The 14,800-nt window shown below is 62.7% G+C and carries 13 protein-coding genes; 10 read left to right on the top strand and 3 right to left on the bottom strand.

Going from position 1 to position 14,800, the window contains the following annotated elements:
- Positions 1–49: 49 nt before the first annotated feature.
- Together HFO71_RS28980 and HFO71_RS28975 are read left to right on the top strand one after the other, a co-directional pair.
- The gene (locus tag HFO71_RS28980; RefSeq protein WP_221969058.1) at positions 50–508 is read left to right on the top strand and encodes a YbaK/EbsC family protein; all 459 of its coding nucleotides are present in this window, start codon (positions 50–52) and stop codon (positions 506–508) included.
- An 84-nt stretch (positions 509–592) separates the two neighbouring features.
- Positions 593–1,591 carry a Tim44 domain-containing protein gene (locus HFO71_RS28975; protein WP_077979788.1) on the top strand — a complete coding sequence of 333 codons (999 nt, stop codon included), beginning with the start codon at positions 593–595 and terminating at the stop codon, positions 1,589–1,591.
- A 28-nt stretch (positions 1,592–1,619) separates the two neighbouring features.
- On the opposite strand, the gene HFO71_RS28970 is transcribed toward HFO71_RS28975, so the two are convergent.
- A complete protein-coding gene (locus HFO71_RS28970; protein WP_168336212.1) occupies positions 1,620–2,651 on the bottom strand; it encodes a hydroxyacid dehydrogenase in 1,032 nt (343 codons plus the stop codon).
- A 278-nt stretch (positions 2,652–2,929) separates the two neighbouring features.
- Between HFO71_RS28970 and HFO71_RS28965 the strand changes: the two genes are divergently transcribed.
- From HFO71_RS28965 to HFO71_RS28930, 8 genes are all read left to right on the top strand, one after another.
- Positions 2,930–3,529, top strand: coding sequence for a HupE/UreJ family protein (locus HFO71_RS28965; protein WP_170269300.1), 600 nt, complete (start codon positions 2,930–2,932; stop codon positions 3,527–3,529).
- A gap of 296 nt (positions 3,530–3,825) precedes the next feature.
- Positions 3,826–4,404, top strand: coding sequence for a GbsR/MarR family transcriptional regulator (locus HFO71_RS28960; RefSeq protein ID WP_221988760.1), 579 nt, complete (start codon positions 3,826–3,828; stop codon positions 4,402–4,404).
- A gap of 4 nt (positions 4,405–4,408) precedes the next feature.
- Entirely contained in the window at positions 4,409–6,154 is a 1,746-nt protein-coding gene (gene cydD, locus HFO71_RS28955; RefSeq protein WP_221988759.1) for a thiol reductant ABC exporter subunit CydD, read from the top strand.
- A complete protein-coding gene (locus tag HFO71_RS28950; protein ID WP_132614008.1) occupies positions 6,151–7,842 on the top strand; it encodes an amino acid ABC transporter ATP-binding/permease protein in 1,692 nt (563 codons plus the stop codon). Before cydD ends, HFO71_RS28950 begins: the two co-directional genes overlap by 4 nt.
- Before the next feature lie 76 nt (positions 7,843–7,918).
- Positions 7,919–9,499, top strand: coding sequence for a cytochrome ubiquinol oxidase subunit I (locus tag HFO71_RS28945; protein ID WP_221988758.1), 1,581 nt, complete (start codon positions 7,919–7,921; stop codon positions 9,497–9,499).
- Positions 9,500–9,504: 5 nt separating this feature from the next.
- Positions 9,505–10,659 (top strand): cytochrome d ubiquinol oxidase subunit II, encoded by a 1,155-nt coding sequence (gene cydB / locus HFO71_RS28940; RefSeq protein WP_221957872.1) that lies wholly within the window; start codon positions 9,505–9,507, stop codon positions 10,657–10,659.
- A gap of 13 nt (positions 10,660–10,672) precedes the next feature.
- Complete coding sequence (cydX, locus tag HFO71_RS28935; protein ID WP_008529896.1) at positions 10,673–10,795, top strand: cytochrome bd-I oxidase subunit CydX; 123 nt, start codon at positions 10,673–10,675, stop codon at positions 10,793–10,795.
- A 181-nt stretch (positions 10,796–10,976) separates the two neighbouring features.
- Positions 10,977–11,255 carry a CopG family ribbon-helix-helix protein gene (locus HFO71_RS28930; RefSeq protein WP_077979781.1) on the top strand — a complete coding sequence of 93 codons (279 nt, stop codon included), beginning with the start codon at positions 10,977–10,979 and terminating at the stop codon, positions 11,253–11,255.
- A gap of 420 nt (positions 11,256–11,675) precedes the next feature.
- Here HFO71_RS28930 and HFO71_RS28925 read toward each other — a convergent pair whose 3' ends face one another.
- Both HFO71_RS28925 and HFO71_RS28920 read right to left on the bottom strand, forming a co-directional pair.
- The gene (locus HFO71_RS28925) at positions 11,676–13,679 is read right to left on the bottom strand and encodes an aldo/keto reductase (protein WP_131641803.1); all 2,004 of its coding nucleotides are present in this window, start codon (positions 13,677–13,679) and stop codon (positions 11,676–11,678) included.
- Between the two features lie 38 nt (positions 13,680–13,717).
- Positions 13,718–14,800, bottom strand: a complete 1,083-nt coding sequence (locus tag HFO71_RS28920) for an ABC transporter ATP-binding protein (RefSeq protein ID WP_077979778.1) — start codon at positions 14,798–14,800, stop codon at positions 13,718–13,720.

The following is a 14,800-nucleotide window of genomic DNA, read 5'->3' as shown; positions in this document are numbered from 1 at the left end:
GGCGTCTTTTACGCTTCAAATTGCGTATTTCCTGGGCTAGCATCGCGTCATGAGCCTTGAATCCGTCCGCGCCTTCCTCAGCGCCCACGCACCCGATATCGAAATTATCGAAACCGCCGAGAGCTCCTCGACGGTGGCGCTTGCCGCCGAAGCCCATGGCGTCGAGCCGGCCCAGATCGCCAAGACGATCTGCCTGCGTGTCGGCGAGCAAATGATGCTGGTCGTTGCCGGCGGCACGGCGCGGCTCGACAATCGCAAGTTCAAGGACACCTTCGGAGCCAAGGGGCGCATGCTCGATGCCGAAGAGGTTGTGGCCGTCACCAGCCATCCGGTCGGCGGCGTCTGCCCCTTCGGCCTGCCCTCGCCGTTGCCCATCTATTGCGATATCTCGCTGAAACGCTTCGATGAAGTCGTGCCGGCCGCGGGCTCGATAAACTCGGCCGTGCGCATCGAAACCGGACGGCTGGCGGAGTTGACCGGCGCCAGCTGGGTCGACGTCTGCCAGTAATGGCGCCGAAGAGCTTCACACGGCGGAAAGAGTCCCTATATTACATCTCGACATGCCGTGATTGCGCATGACAGGAGATCAGGAATGCCGAGTGCCGTTTCGCGTTTTGCCAAGATCGCGGCCATTGCCGCTCTGACGAGCGCCACCGTTTTTGCTTCCCTCGACGATGCCGAGGCCCGCCGCGCCGGCAGCTTCGGTTTCGGAAGCCGCGGCACGCGCACCTTCCAGGCCCCGCCTGTCACCAGCACCGCGCCTGGGACCGCAGCGCCGATCGAACGGTCGATGACTCCACGTCCGCAGACAACGGCACCTGCTACCGCTCAGCAGCCCCTCGGCGCTCAGCGCCCCGGTTTCTTCGGCGGCTTCGGCCGTTCGATGATCGGCGGCCTGATTGCCGGTGGCCTTCTCGGCATGCTGCTCGGCCACGGTTTCGGCGGCGGCTTCGGCTTGCTCGGTATGTTGCTGCAGATCGCATTGATCGGCGGCGCCGTCATGCTCGCCATGCGTTATTTCGCAAACCGCCGCCAGCCTTCCTACGGCGTCGGTGGCGGTCAGAGCCGGTCCTACAACATGTCGCCCACGAATAATTCGTCATTCCAGATCCCGACGATCGGTTCGGGGGGCGGTTTCGGCGGGCAGTCGCGCGGCAATCGGCCGAGCGACGAGATCGGGCTGACGCAGGCTGATCTCGATCAGTTCGAGGAATTGCTGACTCAAGTGCAGACTGCCTACGGTGCCGAAGATTACGGCACCTTGCGCCGGCTGACGACGCCCGAGGCGATGTCCTATCTCGCCGAGGAGCTCGGCGAAAACGCCACCAACGGCGTGCGCAACAGTGTCTCCGACGTCAAGCTGCTGCAGGGCGATATTGCCGAGGCCTGGCGCGAGGAAGGCCAGGAATATGCGACGCTCGCCATGCGTTATTCCTCGATCGACGCGATGGTCGAACGCGACAGCGGCCGCCTGGTTTCCGGCGACGACCGCCGTCCGAGCGAAAGCACCGAGGTTTGGACCTTCGTGCGCAAGTCTGGCGCCGATTGGAAGCTTGCGGCGATCCAGGGTGCCGAGCAGCGCGCCGCTTGATGCGGCGCTCAAAACCAATGCTCTGTCTTTAATTCACCGCGACCGGTTTGGAACGCATGCGGGAGACCGTCTCGCGTTCCGCCCGCTTGCAGCGCATCGGCGGCAGTCCGCGATCCATCAGGTCCATGTCTTCAAGCACCATGTCGCCCATTTTCTTGAAGGCGCTGTCGAGGGCGCCTGCCCTATGCGCCGAGCGGATGAAACCTTTCAGGCTCCGCACCGGATGATTGGGCGGCAGCGGTTCCTCGGGGTAGACGTCGCTCGCCGCGACGATATGGCCTGACGAAACCGCCGCCATCAGCGCATCGAAGTCGACGACATCGGCGCGGCTGAGCAGGATAAAGGCCGCGCCCTTGCGCATGCTGGCGAAGGACTGAGCGCCGAGAAATCCTCTGTTTTCACTGGTGACGGCGGCGGCGACGAAAATGAAATCGCTCTTTGTCAGGACCTCCTGAAGGCTTGCGGGCTCGACGTCGTTTTCTTCGAGGATCGATTGCGGCAGCCAGGGGTCGAATACCCGGATGCGCGCCCTGAAGCCGGAAAGCACCCGGCGCAGCGCCTTGCCGAGATCGCCGAAGCCGACGATGCCGATCTCGGAGCCGGCGATCAGCCGCGCATTTGCATTCCCCTCCCCGCCCCAGAGTTCCGTGCCTTGACGGAAAGCGACATCTGCATCGACGATGCCGCGCGCCAAGGCCAGCGCGAAGCCGAGACCGATTTCGGCGACCGGCTCGGCAAAGACCTGGCCGGTCGTCACGACGTGGATACCGCGCTGGAAGAGTACCTCATAAGGCATGTTGTTGAGCAGATTGCTTTCGACATTGAGGATCGAGCGCAAGCCTGGCATTCTGGCCAGCGTTTCCGCCGAAAGCGGCGGCTGGCCGATGATGTAGCGTGCCCTGCCGAGGATGCCGTCGCCGAGCCCGGCGATATTCTCGGGGTCGGCCTCGACGATCTCGTATTTCGCCTGCAGTTCTGCGCGTGCGCTGTCACTGAAGATCAGATCGAGAGTGCGCGGCTCGGGCGCGCTGATCGCCAGCGGCCGTTCGGTATTCGTCATGGCGTCTCCTCCATCGCGGCGGCCTGCGCCGTTTTTGCCGGACGATTGATAGCCTCTGTGCAGAGTTGTTTCCAGTTCGATCTTGAGGCGCGGCCCGCCGGGAGAAGCTATCGAAAGTGGCATCTGCCTATCAGATAAGCAGTTGAATTGGCTCGGTATTTCATGGCATTTTCGTTGACGGCGTGAATTCTTTGAATTAGCGTGATGCGCGCGACTTGGAACCGTGCCTGTGTTCGGCGGCCGCAGGATATTCGAAAACTCACGAGGGGAATGAGCCAATGAAATCAGCACTCAAGAGCGGCCTGCTTGCCTTGGCTGCCGCAGCGCTTCCGGCTGTCGCCTATGCCCATCCCGCCATCGGCGAAGCTGCCGGCTTCAGCCATGGCTTTGCCCATCCGATCTCTGGCCTTGATCATGTTCTCGCCATGGTGATGGTCGGTGTTTTCGCATTTCAGCTCGGCAGCCGCGCCACTTGGCTCGTGCCGACGACCTTCGTTCTGGTGATGGCGCTCGGTGGTGCCCTCGGCGTTGCCGGCATCAACGTTCCCTTCGTTGAAATCGGCATCGCGCTTTCCGTTGTCGTCCTCGGCGCCGTCGTTGCGCTCCACGTCAAGGCGCCGCTCGCCGCAGCACTCGGCATCGTCGGCCTCTTCGCCATCTTCCACGGTTTTGCACATGGCGCCGAAATGCCGGAAAATGCCGCCGGTGCCGCCTATGCCGCCGGTTTCATGGTCGCGACCGCACTGCTGCATGTCGCCGGCCTCGTCCTTAGTTATCTCATCGGCCGCGCCGGTGAACGTCATGGCCTCTTCGTGACACGCACGGCCGGCAGTCTTGCTGCTGTTGCCGGTGTCGGCATTCTGGCCGGCTTGATCTGAGCCTGACAGCATTCCTGAACAAGAACTGGGCGGCATCGGCGGCCTAGACATCTCAATCCGAGAGGACGCCCGGCTTGCGTAACGCATCGCCGGGCGTTTCTGCGTCATCGCTGCAAAGTGCTGTGGACTTGACTCAGGTCAAATCCAGCCACGTCGCGTCCGGCTATATCTAGCCCACGATCAACGAACGGACATCCAAATTGACGCAGGCCTGCCTTGCCGATTGCCGGTGAGACGCGAAAGTCAGTATAGTGATTTCAGAAATTTCTGAAATCACAGACGCAACGGAAACGACCATGAACCTTCCGCCTCTCGTCCAGTCCTTCGTTCTCCACTTCGGCGAAATGGGGTCCCGCTGGGGAATCAACCGCACGGTCGGCCAGATCTATGCCCTGCTCTTCGTCTCGCCCGCGCCGGTCTGCGCCGAGGAAATCGCCGGGTCGCTCGGCATCTCGCGCTCCAATGTTTCGATGAGCCTGCGCGAACTGCAGGCCTGGAACCTTGTCATCCTGAAACACAAGCCAGACGACCGCCGCGATTTCTTCACCACGCCTGATGATGTCTGGCAGATATTGAGGACGCTTGCCGAGGAGCGAAAGAAGCGTGAAGTCGATCCGACGCTGTCGGTTCTGCGTGAGATCCTGATGCAGCGGCCGGCCAGCGACGCCGAGCGGCATGCGCAGCAGCGCATGAGCGAGATGCACACGCTGATCGAGCAACTGACGCATTGGTATGAAGACGTAAAACAACTTGAAACAGAAAGGCTCGCAACGCTACTCTCGCTGGGCGCGAAAGTGACCAAGCTTCTGGAGGCCAAGGACCGCGTCGTTTCGCTCGGCCGCAGCCGCCGGCCAAATCCTGCGAACAAGAGTTAGCGCCATGAGCACTGCTTTCTTCGACGCGAAGGACGGACGGGGCGCCGAGCCGGTGCCGGACGGCGATACGGTCTCGTCTGTCACCGGCCCCGATGATGCGAAAGGTGCGCTGCGCAGAGCGGCAATGCTGCAGGCGCTGGCTGCTGCCGTCTGGATCCCGCAGGCGGCATTGCTGGCCGTGTCGGTCGGCCGCATCGCCGATGGCGGCGGATTGCATGACGTTCTCTGGCCCGCCCTCGGTATCCTCGTCCTCGGATTTGCAAGAAGCTGTCTCGATGCGGCTGGCGGCCGCCTGGCTTTTCAAGCCGCCCGCGCTGAACTCAGCCGCAGGCGGCAGATCGCCGCCGCGGCAATTTCCGTGTCGTCGCCGGTCGATCGCGACCGATCTGCCTCCGGCAAAGCGGCAAGTGTCGTTGGCGAACAGGCCGAGCTGATCGTGCCTTATCTCGCCCGTTTCCAGCCGGCACGGATGAAGGCCAGCCTCGTGCCGCTCATCATCCTTGCCTTTATCCTTCCGGTCTCCTGGATCGCGGCGTTGGTTCTGCTGTTTGCCGCGCCGCTGATCCCGATCTTCATGGCGCTGATCGGCTGGCGTGCCCAGGCGGCCAGTGAAAGGCAACTCGTCGCGACCGGCGGCCTAAACGGCTTCCTGCTCGATCGGCTGCGCGGACTGGCGACCATCCGTGCGCTCGACGCAGTCGATGCAACGGCACTCCGCCTGCGGTCGGAGGCGGAGTCGCTGCGTGCGCGCACCATGGCGGTGCTGAAAATCGCCTTTCTGTCCTCGGCGGTGCTCGAGCTTTTCGCCGCACTCGGCGTGGCGATGATTGCCGTCTATGTCGGCTTCAGCCTGCTCGGTGAGATCCGCTTCGGCACTTGGGTAGGCCGGCTCGACCTGACCGAGGGACTGTTCATCCTGCTGCTGGCACCGGCCTTCTTCGAGCCTCTGCGTGAACTCTCGGCCGTCTGGCATGATCGGGCGGCCGGCGAAGCGGCGCTGAAGGCCCTGGACGCCCTCGCTGCCGGCGGGCTGTCCGTCCAAGGAGCAGCCGACGTTGCGCCAGCAGCATCTGCCGTCGTCGAAGCGCCGGCCATCCGACTTGAGAATGTCGATTTCCGCTACAACGCCGACGAACCGTTGATCCTCGACGGTTTCAACCTCGATGTCGCGGCCGGCGAACATCTGGCGCTTCTCGGCGCCAGCGGTTCCGGCAAGTCGACGCTTCTTTCGCTCATATCAGGACTGGCGCCCTGTACCGGTGGCGGCATCGTCATCGGCGGCACCGCACTTGCGGATGACAGCGCCCACGCCTTGCGGGCCAGCATGGCATGGATCGGCCAAAGACCGCATATTTTCGCAGGCACGATCGCCGGCAATATCGCGCTCGGCAGGCCCGGTATCCTGCGCGGCGACGTGACGGATGCGCTCGACGTCGCCAGGCTTGGAAAAGTCGCCGCCGCCTATGGCAACCGGCCGCTCGGCGAAGGCGGGATCGGGCTTTCCGGCGGCGAGACGTTGCGGCTTGCGATCGCGCGTGCCGCCTGCAATCCGCATCTCCGGATCATCCTGGCCGACGAGCCGACCGCACATCTCGACGCCGTCACCGCCGCCGAGGTGACCGAGAGCCTGCTTTCGCTCGCCAGGGGCCGCACTTTGATCGTTGCGACCCACGATCCGCTGCTTGCCGCCCGTATGCATCGCACCATGCGCGTCGATGCCGGCATCGTTATGAGGGAGGCCGCCGAATGAGCGGATTTGCTGCGGACCTCAAGCCGATCCTGCGCCTGTTCCTTGCCGAGCGCCGGCGTGCGTTGCTGCTCGGCGCAGCACTTTCGGCGGCGACGGTGACCGCCGGCATCGCCCTGCTCGGCCTGTCCGGCTGGTTCATCACCGCCACCGCACTCGCCGGCCTTTCGGCTGCTGCCGCCATAACCTTCGACGTCTTTGCGCCGTCAGCCGGCATCCGCCTGCTCGCCATCGTCCGTACGGCCGCGCGCTACGGCGAAAGGCTTGCGACCCATGACGCAACGCTTGGCGTGCTCGCCGCCCTGCGCGAAAGGCTGTTTCGCGGCTTTGCCGAACCGGGTGCTGCCCGCGCCCTGCTCCATCGTCCCGCACGGCTGCTCTTCCGACTGACGGCCGATATCGATGCGCTCGATTCCCTCTACCTGCGCATCCTCGTGCCGGCCGCGGTGGCGATCGGTGCAGCACTGGCGGCAAGCCTCGTGCTGGGGCTGATGCATCCCGTGTTCGGCCTGTGTTTCGGCCTTTTTCTCGCCGGTGCCGGCCTCGGTCTGCCGTTGATCGCCGGCCGGGTGGCGCGCAAACATGCTCGCAGACGCGCCCATGGCATCGAGGCGCTGCGGTCGCGGACGATCGATCTCGTCGCCGGCCAGACCGATCTGCTGATGGCCGGCCGGCTTACCGCGCAGACTGGTACCATCGCTGCGGCCGACGCTTACTCTGCCCGCGCCGACGACCAGTTGAACCGCGTCGAGACCGGCCTGACATTCGGCTTCGGCCTCGTCTCGACCTTGCTGCTGACGGCTTCGCTGCTCGCCGTCGCAGCGCTTGCGGAAACGAAGGCGATCACCGCCCCTGTCGCCGCGCTCGGCCTGCTTGTCGCCTTTGCGGCAGTCGAACCCTTTGCGGCGCTCCGCCGCGGCGCCCTGGAACTTGGGCGGACACTGCTTGCGGCAAGGCGCATCGCGCCGCGGCTTGCCGTCGCGGCGGCACTCGAACCATTGCCGGCGCCATTGCCGGGATGCGCTTTTTCGCTGGAGAAGGTGTCAGCCTTCCATGAAAACTCCGCCGTGCCGGCGCTCGAGGATATCGATCTTGCGCTTCAACCGGGCGAACGCCTCGCCGTCATCGGCAGCAGCGGTGCCGGCAAGTCGAGCCTGCTTGCCCTGCTTTCCGGCGAATTGCCGGCAAGGAAAGGAAATGTTGCCGTGATGACAGCAACCCTGCTCACGCAACGGACGGAGCTCTTCGAGGACAGCCTGCGCGGCAACCTGCTCCTTGCAAACCCGGATGCGAACGAGGCCCGTCTTTGCGAAGCGCTCGCCGCCGCCGGCCTGCTTGCCGATATCGAGGCCATGCGGCGGGGGATCGATACCCGGCTCGGCGAAGGCGGGCTCGGTCTTTCCGGTGGACAGTCGAGCCGGCTGGCGCTTGCCCGGCTTTTCCTGCGCGACACGCCGCTCTGGTTGCTCGATGAGCCGACCGAGGGTCTTGACGGCGTCACCGCCCGCGACGTGCTCAGCCGGCTGTCGGCAATGGCGGCGGGCCGCTCGCTGGTGATCGCCACGCATATCCGCCGGGAGGCGGCGATCGCAGACCGTATCGCCATCATCGAAGGTGGTCGCATCACAGAAGTTTCGCGCCGCGGAGAGGCGGCGTTCGAAAAGGCGCTCGACCGGCTTCGGCCGGACTGAGCGAGACTGCATGCCCTCACGCGCCGGTCGGCGCTGAGGAACGCCCTGTACCCCGTGGGACCGTGGGAGAAAGACAATGGAACTAGATATCGTCGCGTTATCGCGCTTCCAATTCGCGCTGACGGCGCTTTACCACTTCCTGTTCGTGCCCTTGACGCTCGGCCTGTCCGTGCTTTTGGCGATCATGGAAACCGTCTATGTCATGACCGGCCGCCAGATCTGGCGGCAGATGACAAAATTCTGGGGCACGCTGTTCGGCATCAATTTCGTGCTCGGCGTCGCCACCGGCATCGTCATGGAATTCCAGTTCGGCATGAACTGGAGCTACTACAGTTATTATGTCGGCGACATCTTCGGCGCGCCGCTGGCGATCGAGGGCCTGATGGCCTTCTTCTTCGAGGCGACCTTCGTCGGCCTATTCTTTTTCGGCTGGGACAAGCTGTCGAAGGTCGGGCATCTCGTCGCCACCTGGGCGGTGGCGCTCGGATCGAACTTTTCCGCACTCTGGATCCTGATCGCCAATGGCTGGATGCAGAACCCTGTGGGATCGGCGCTCAATCCGCAGACCATGCGCATGGAGATCACAAGCTTCTTCGACGTGGTCTTCAACCCGGTTGCCCAGGCAAAATTCGTCCACACTGTGTCGGCGGGTTATGTCTGCGCCTCGATCTTCGTGCTCGGTGTTTCTGCCTGGTATGTCCTCAAGGGCCGGCATATCGAGCTTGCCAAGCGCTCGATGACGGTCGCCGCCTCCTTCGGCCTCGCCTCGGCTCTATCCGTCGTCGTGCTTGGCGACGAGAGCGGCTATCTCGCCACCGAGAACCAGAAGATGAAGCTCGCCGCGATCGAGGGCATGTGGAAGACGGAACCGGCGCCGGCGGCCTTCACCGCCTTCGGCTTTCCGGACCAGGAGGCGCGCGAAACGCATTTTGCCGTGCATATACCCTGGGTCATGGGCCTGATCGGCACGCGGTCGCTGACCACCGAAATCCCCGGCATCGACAAGCTCGAACAACAGGCCGAAATCAGGATCCGGGACGGCATCAAGGCTTACGACGCGTTGATGCAGATCCGTTCGGCACCGGTACAGGATCAGGTTGCACAGGAAGTGCGCAGCTCCTTCGAGGATCTCGGCCATGATCTCGGCTACGCGCTTCTGCTGAAGCGCTACGTCGACGATCCGCGCCAGGCGAGCGACGAGCAGATCGTTCAGGCGGCGCGTGATACCATCCCACACGTGCCGACGCTCTTCTGGTCGTTCCGCATCATGGTTGGCTTGGGTATCTTCTTTATCCTGCTGACCGCCACCTTTTTCTGGCTGTCGGCGCGCCGCCATCTCGACAAATATCCGTTGCTTCTGAAGATTGCCGTGCTGGCGATCCCCCTGCCCTGGGTCGCCATCGAGCTCGGCTGGGTCGTCGCCGAATTCGGCCGCCAGCCGTGGGTGATCGAAGGCGTTCTGCCGACGGCCGCAGCTGTCTCCAGCCTCGGCGCCGGCACCGTGCTTCTGACCATCATCGGTTTTGCGGCACTCTACACGACGCTGATCGTCATCGAGATGGGCCTGATGATCAAGGCGATCAAGCAAGGACCGGAGCCGGACGACGTGCTGGAAGCAGTTCTGATTTCCGAAACCCTCGTCCCGGCCGCGGAGTGACTGCCATGATCCTTCACGAACTCATCGACTATGAAACCCTGCGTCTCATCTGGTGGCTGTTGCTCGGCGTCCTACTGATCGCTTTTGCGACGACCGGCGGCTTCGATCTCGGCGTCGGCACACTTTTGCCTTTCGTCGCCCGGACGGATACGGAACGGCGCGTGGCGATCAACACCATCGGCGCCACCTGGGAAGGCAACCAGGTCTGGCTGATCCTCGGCGGCGGCGCCATCTTCGCCGCCTGGCCACCGCTTTATGCGGTCTCCTTCTCGGGCTTCTATCTGGCGATGTTCGCGATCCTCTTCGCGCTCATCCTGCGTCCGGTCGGTTTCAAATATCGCTCGAAGCGGGAAAGCGCCCGCTGGCGCAACGGCTGGGACTGGGCGCTGTTCATCGGCGGTTTCGTGCCGTCGCTGATCTTCGGCGTTGCCGTTGGCAATGTGCTGCAGGGCGTTCCCTTCCGCTTTGCCGACGATATGCGGATCTTCTACGAAGGTTCGTTCTTCGCCCTGCTCAACCCCTATGCGCTGCTCTCCGGCCTGCTTTCCCTAGCCATGCTGACAATGCATGGTGCGGCATGGCTGGTGTTGAAGTCGAGTGGCCCGGTCGCCGAGCGTGCCAGAAGCTATGGCAGCGTCGCCGCCCTTGCCGTTATTCTGCTTTTCGCACTCGGCGGTCTCTTCCTGTGGATCAGCGTCGGTGGCTATCGCATCACCAGCGATATCAGCCCGATCGGCCCCTCCAATCCGCTGCTGAAGACCGTGGCGCTGGAGAAAGGCGCGTGGCTTACCAACTACACCGCCCATTCTTGGATGATCATCGCGCCCGTCCTCGGCTTCGTCGGCGCGGCACTGGCCTTCATTGCCATGCGGGCGAGGCGCGAGATCATGACACTGCTCTTCAGCAAACTCGCGATCTTCGGGATCATCTCGACGGTCGGCCTCTCGATGTTCCCGTTCATCCTGCCCTCCTCGCTTGATCCGCGATCGAGCCTGACGGTCTGGGATGCATCCTCCAGCCATATGACACTGTTCATCATGCTAGTCGTGACGGTGATCTTCCTGCCGATCATCTTCGCCTACACGGCCTGGGTCTACAAGGTTCTGTGGGGCAAGGTCGATGAGAAGTCGATCACCGATAAAAATAGCCACGCTTACTGAGGGAGACGAAACGATGTGGTATTTCGCATGGATCCTCGGCCTGCCGCTGGCCGCCGCCTTCGCCGTCCTCAACGCCATGTGGTATGAGCTGATGGACGACGCAGCCAAAAAGAAGGCTTCCGAGCCGCGTAAGTGAAATGCAAGGGCGCGGTTCAAACCGCGCCCTTTACTTAAATGTGGAATCGGCGGAATGGGCGGCATCGTCCTTTCCAGAGCATGATGCCGCTAAAGCTGATCGCGGCGTCGTAAGGCCAAGGGAATTGACTTCGCCTGGGTTTGGGTTACCGTGTAATTCACTGTATTACGGAGCGATAACCATGCTGAACAGTGAAAAATCTCAAGTTTCTCTGAGACTGCCCACGTCGCTGGTTTCGGAGTTTGATCGTATCGCCGCAATTCTTGAACGTGATCGTACCTGGGTAATGCAGAAGGCGCTTAGTCAATACCTTGCAACTGAAGGGGCCGAAATCCTAGCAGATGCGCAAGGCCTCGACGAATTGGATCGCGGGGATAGCGTCGATCTGGAGGATGTGCTCGAGAAGGCTCGGGCAATCGTCAATGCCGCCGAATATCGACGCCGTACGCGGGTGGGTTGATGCCTCCCGTTCGCCTTTCCAAAAGTGCAGAACGCTGGTTCTTGAGCAGGATCGCCGAACTCGCAGAGGTTAACCCAGCCGCCGTAAGGAAACTCGTTGAACGCCTGGAAAGGCAAAGAGACCTTCTTTCATCGTTTCCCAAATGACCGAAAGGGGGATCCTGGAAGGAACTCGCAAAGTGAGTATGCCTCCCCTCGTGCTCACAATTCGCTCACGAGGCGGCATTGTTGAGATTGCGGCAATCAGGGATGCACGGCAGAAGGATGCATACGCTCCAGTCGAGATGCTGTCCGTAGACGACCATGATGAAGAAGACAAAGAGAAGACCGTATGACGGTGGCGCAACGCTCGGCGCGTCGCCTTACGCCCATTTTGTAGGTAAATGGCTGCGGTTCAAGCCGCAGCCATTTCTCCACTGCTTCAGCCTTCCAGCCACTTCACCTGCTCGGGCGTCAGCTTGATGTCGAGCGCCGAGAGGCTGTCTTCCAATTCGGCGACGGTGCGCGGCCCGATCAGCGGAATGACCGGGAAAGGCTGGGCGATCACATAGGCGAGCGCGATGTGGATCGGATTGCGACCGAGCTTGTTGGCAAGCTCGATGGCCCGGTCGCGGCGTCCAAAGTTGCGCTCGGAATACCAGACCCGCACGATCTCCTCATCGTCTCGCTTGTCGCGGCCGGCGCGGTCGGTAAAGAAGCCGCGGCCCTGGCTCGACCAGGCAAAGTTCGGGATCTGCTTCTCGTTCAGCCATTTCTTCCAGTCGTCGTCGGAGGCGGCAACGCAGCCGGCCCAGATCGGATCGAGCATCTCGGCAAGCGAGAAGTTGTTGGAAAGTGCTGCCGGCGCCGTCTTGCCGGTCTTTCCGGCATAGGCGATCGCCTCGTCGAAGCGCGCCCGCGTCCAGTTCGAGCCGCCGAATATGCCGCGGATGCGTCCGCGCTTGAGCTCGGCATCCATGGCATCGACGAACTCGCCGACCGGCACGTCGGTATTGTCGCGATGCATGAAATAGATGTCGACGTAGTCGGTCTTCAGCCGGGCAAGCGACTGGTCGAGCTGCTTTGCGATCATGTCAGGATAGCAGAGCGGCGAGTGGGCGCCCTTGCCGATCAGCACGATCTCCTCGCGCGGCACCTTGCGGCTCGTGTGCCAGTCGCCGAAGATCGCTTCCGTTTTGCCGCCGCCGTAGACATAGGCCGTGTCGAAGGCGTTGCCGCCGGCCTCATAGAAGGCGTCGAGCGTCAGCGAGGCGGAGGCAAAATTCGGGAAGAACTCGAAGCCGAGTGTCACCACCGAGGCCGGCTTGGAAATGCCGGGAATCTGACGCTGCGGAACGCTGTTCCCGCGCGCGACCGTGCCGCCGGCAATGTTTGCCGTGCGCTTGCTGGCTTTTTCTACGCCGTATTCAAGACCCACCGACGCGCGCCACTGGTCGAGTACACGCAGGTTTCCGATCGAATCCGCCCAGCTCATGCCGGGAGAGCTGAATTCGGTCTTGCCGGCGTGGATGGCATCACCCGCCGCGTCCGCCTCGAAGGAATAGAGCCAGCGATCTTCCTTGACCTCGACGGTTTCTCGGCTGCCGCCCTTGAAGATCTCGATCTTGCCGACGCCGCCCTTGTGGCCGGAGGCGAACCAGAAGTCCTGGACCTCGATCCGGCCCTCGGAGCCGATGATGCGCAGCACATTGTCCTGCTGCGCCATGATCGAGCAGGAGACTTCGGCGATGATCTCGTTCGGGAACTTGAGCACGGCAGATGCCCATTCATCGACGCCGCTCTCTCCGAGATGGGCGACGCCCGAGACCTTCTCCGGTTCGAGGAAGGTCTTGCCCTCCGCGGCGCCTGATATCAGTCTGGCCATCGAGACCGGATAACCGCCGACATCGAGAATGCCGCCGCCGGCGGTGTCGTTGGCGAAAAGCCGGTGTTCGGGCTTATAGCTGCCCATGTTGAAGCCGAAGCTCGAGCGGATGATGCGAACGGTGCCGATGACGCCGCTTTTGACGAGCTCGACCAGCTTCTCCGTCTGCGGATGCACGCGGTACATGAAGGCCTCGCCGGCAAAGACCCCGGCTTTTTTCGCCTCGTAGTAAACCGCCTCGGCATCATAGGCCGAGAGCGCGATCGGCTTTTCCACCAGGATGTGTTTGCCGGCGCGTGCCGCCTTGATCGCCCATTCGGCGTGGCCGGTGTGAGGGACGGCGATATAGATCGCATCGACCTCCTTGTCGGAGAGCAGCGCCTCGTAACCATCGACGATGCGGGCGCCGGGGAAACCTTCGGCAAGGCCCGGCTTTGCCGGATTGCGGGTGGCGATCGCCACCAGTCTGCCGGTGCGCGAATGGGCGACGCCGTCTGCAAAGGTGCGGGCGATGGTGCCGGGGCCGATGATGCCCCAGCGGATCGGTTGATCTGAAGTCATGGAAAATCCTCTTTCGTCTTTCTGTCCTGGGATTTGGTTCAGCGAAGCCGCTTGCCGGCGCCGTCGAAAAGGAATGAGCGGTTGGCGGGAAGGCCGACTGTCAGCGTCTCGCGATTGCCGGCGACGCGCGATTCCGGCCGCTCGATGATCAGTTGCTCGGGGCCTATGGTGGCGTAGATGTAACTGGTATTGCCGAGGTGTTCGGCGACGTCGATGGTGACGGTGAGGTCGGCATCGCCCGTGCCCGCATCGACGAAATGTTCGGGACGGATGCCGAGCGTCACTTTAGCGCCGGCTTCGATGGGATCGGCGACCGGCAGCTTCAAGCGGGTATTGGCGTCACTTTCCAGCGCGATCACCGCCCTGCCCGGCTGCGTATCAACCACCACGGCCTTGAGGAAATTCATCTTCGGCGAGCCGACGAAGCCGGCGACGAACTGGTTTGCCGGATCGTCGTATAGGTCGAGCGGTGCGCCGATCTGCTCGATATTGCCGGCGCGCAGCACGACGATCCTGTCGGCGAGCGTCATCGCTTCCGTCTGGTCGTGGGTGACGTAGATCATCGTCGTGCCGAGCTTCTTGTGCAGTCTTGATATTTCGACGCGCATCTGCACGCGCAGTTCCGCATCGAGGTTCGACAAGGGTTCGTCGAACAGGAAGACCTGTGGTTCACGGACGATGGCGCGGCCGATCGCGACACGCTGGCGCTGACCGCCGGAAAGCTGCTTCGGCCGGCGCTTCATGAGTTCGGTGATCTGCAGGATCTCGGCGACATGGCGCACGCGCCGCTCGGTGTCGGCCTTCGGATTGCCATTCATGCGCAGGCCGAAGCTCAAATTTTCCTCGACGGTCAGGTGCGGATAGAGCGCATAGGACTGGAAGACCATGGCGATGCCGCGATCGGCCGGTTCGACGTCGTTGACGACCCTGCCGCCAATCTGAAGCTCGCCTGACGTAATGTCCTCGAGGCCGGCGATCATCCTGAGCAGCGTGGACTTGCCGCAGCCGGAGGGGCCGACGAAGACAACGAATTCGCCGTCTTTAACCTCCAGATTGGCGCCGTGGATGATCTCAAAGCCGCCGAAGCGCTTGACGATGTTGCTGAGTGAAAGCTCTGCCAT

This window comes from Rhizobium laguerreae (assembly GCF_019778565.1).
Classification (GTDB): Bacteria; Pseudomonadota; Alphaproteobacteria; order Rhizobiales; family Rhizobiaceae; genus Rhizobium; species Rhizobium laguerreae.
This window is presented reverse-complemented; position numbering and strand designations above follow the sequence as displayed.

What these genes read in the sequence shown, in the direction of transcription:
- HFO71_RS28965 (WP_170269300.1), top strand. Translation starts at nt 2,930, where the DNA reads ATGAAATCAGCACTCAAGAGCGGCCTGCTTGCCTTGGCTGCCGCAGCG.
- HFO71_RS28920 (WP_077979778.1), bottom strand. Translation starts at nt 14,800, where the DNA reads ATGGCAGAGCTTTCACTCAGCAACATCGTCAAGCGCTTCGGCGGCTTT.
- HFO71_RS28930 (WP_077979781.1), top strand. Translation starts at nt 10,977, where the DNA reads ATGCTGAACAGTGAAAAATCTCAAGTTTCTCTGAGACTGCCCACGTCG.
- cydB (WP_221957872.1), top strand. Translation starts at nt 9,505, where the DNA reads ATGATCCTTCACGAACTCATCGACTATGAAACCCTGCGTCTCATCTGG.
- HFO71_RS28960 (WP_221988760.1), top strand. Translation starts at nt 3,826, where the DNA reads ATGAACCTTCCGCCTCTCGTCCAGTCCTTCGTTCTCCACTTCGGCGAA.
- HFO71_RS28950 (WP_132614008.1), top strand. Translation starts at nt 6,151, where the DNA reads ATGAGCGGATTTGCTGCGGACCTCAAGCCGATCCTGCGCCTGTTCCTT.
- HFO71_RS28980 (WP_221969058.1), top strand. Translation starts at nt 50, where the DNA reads ATGAGCCTTGAATCCGTCCGCGCCTTCCTCAGCGCCCACGCACCCGAT.
- HFO71_RS28925 (WP_131641803.1), bottom strand. Translation starts at nt 13,679, where the DNA reads ATGACTTCAGATCAACCGATCCGCTGGGGCATCATCGGCCCCGGCACC.
- HFO71_RS28970 (WP_168336212.1), bottom strand. Translation starts at nt 2,651, where the DNA reads ATGACGAATACCGAACGGCCGCTGGCGATCAGCGCGCCCGAGCCGCGC.
- HFO71_RS28945 (WP_221988758.1), top strand. Translation starts at nt 7,919, where the DNA reads ATGGAACTAGATATCGTCGCGTTATCGCGCTTCCAATTCGCGCTGACG.
- cydD (WP_221988759.1), top strand. Translation starts at nt 4,409, where the DNA reads ATGAGCACTGCTTTCTTCGACGCGAAGGACGGACGGGGCGCCGAGCCG.
- HFO71_RS28975 (WP_077979788.1), top strand. Translation starts at nt 593, where the DNA reads ATGCCGAGTGCCGTTTCGCGTTTTGCCAAGATCGCGGCCATTGCCGCT.
- cydX (WP_008529896.1), top strand. Translation starts at nt 10,673, where the DNA reads ATGTGGTATTTCGCATGGATCCTCGGCCTGCCGCTGGCCGCCGCCTTC.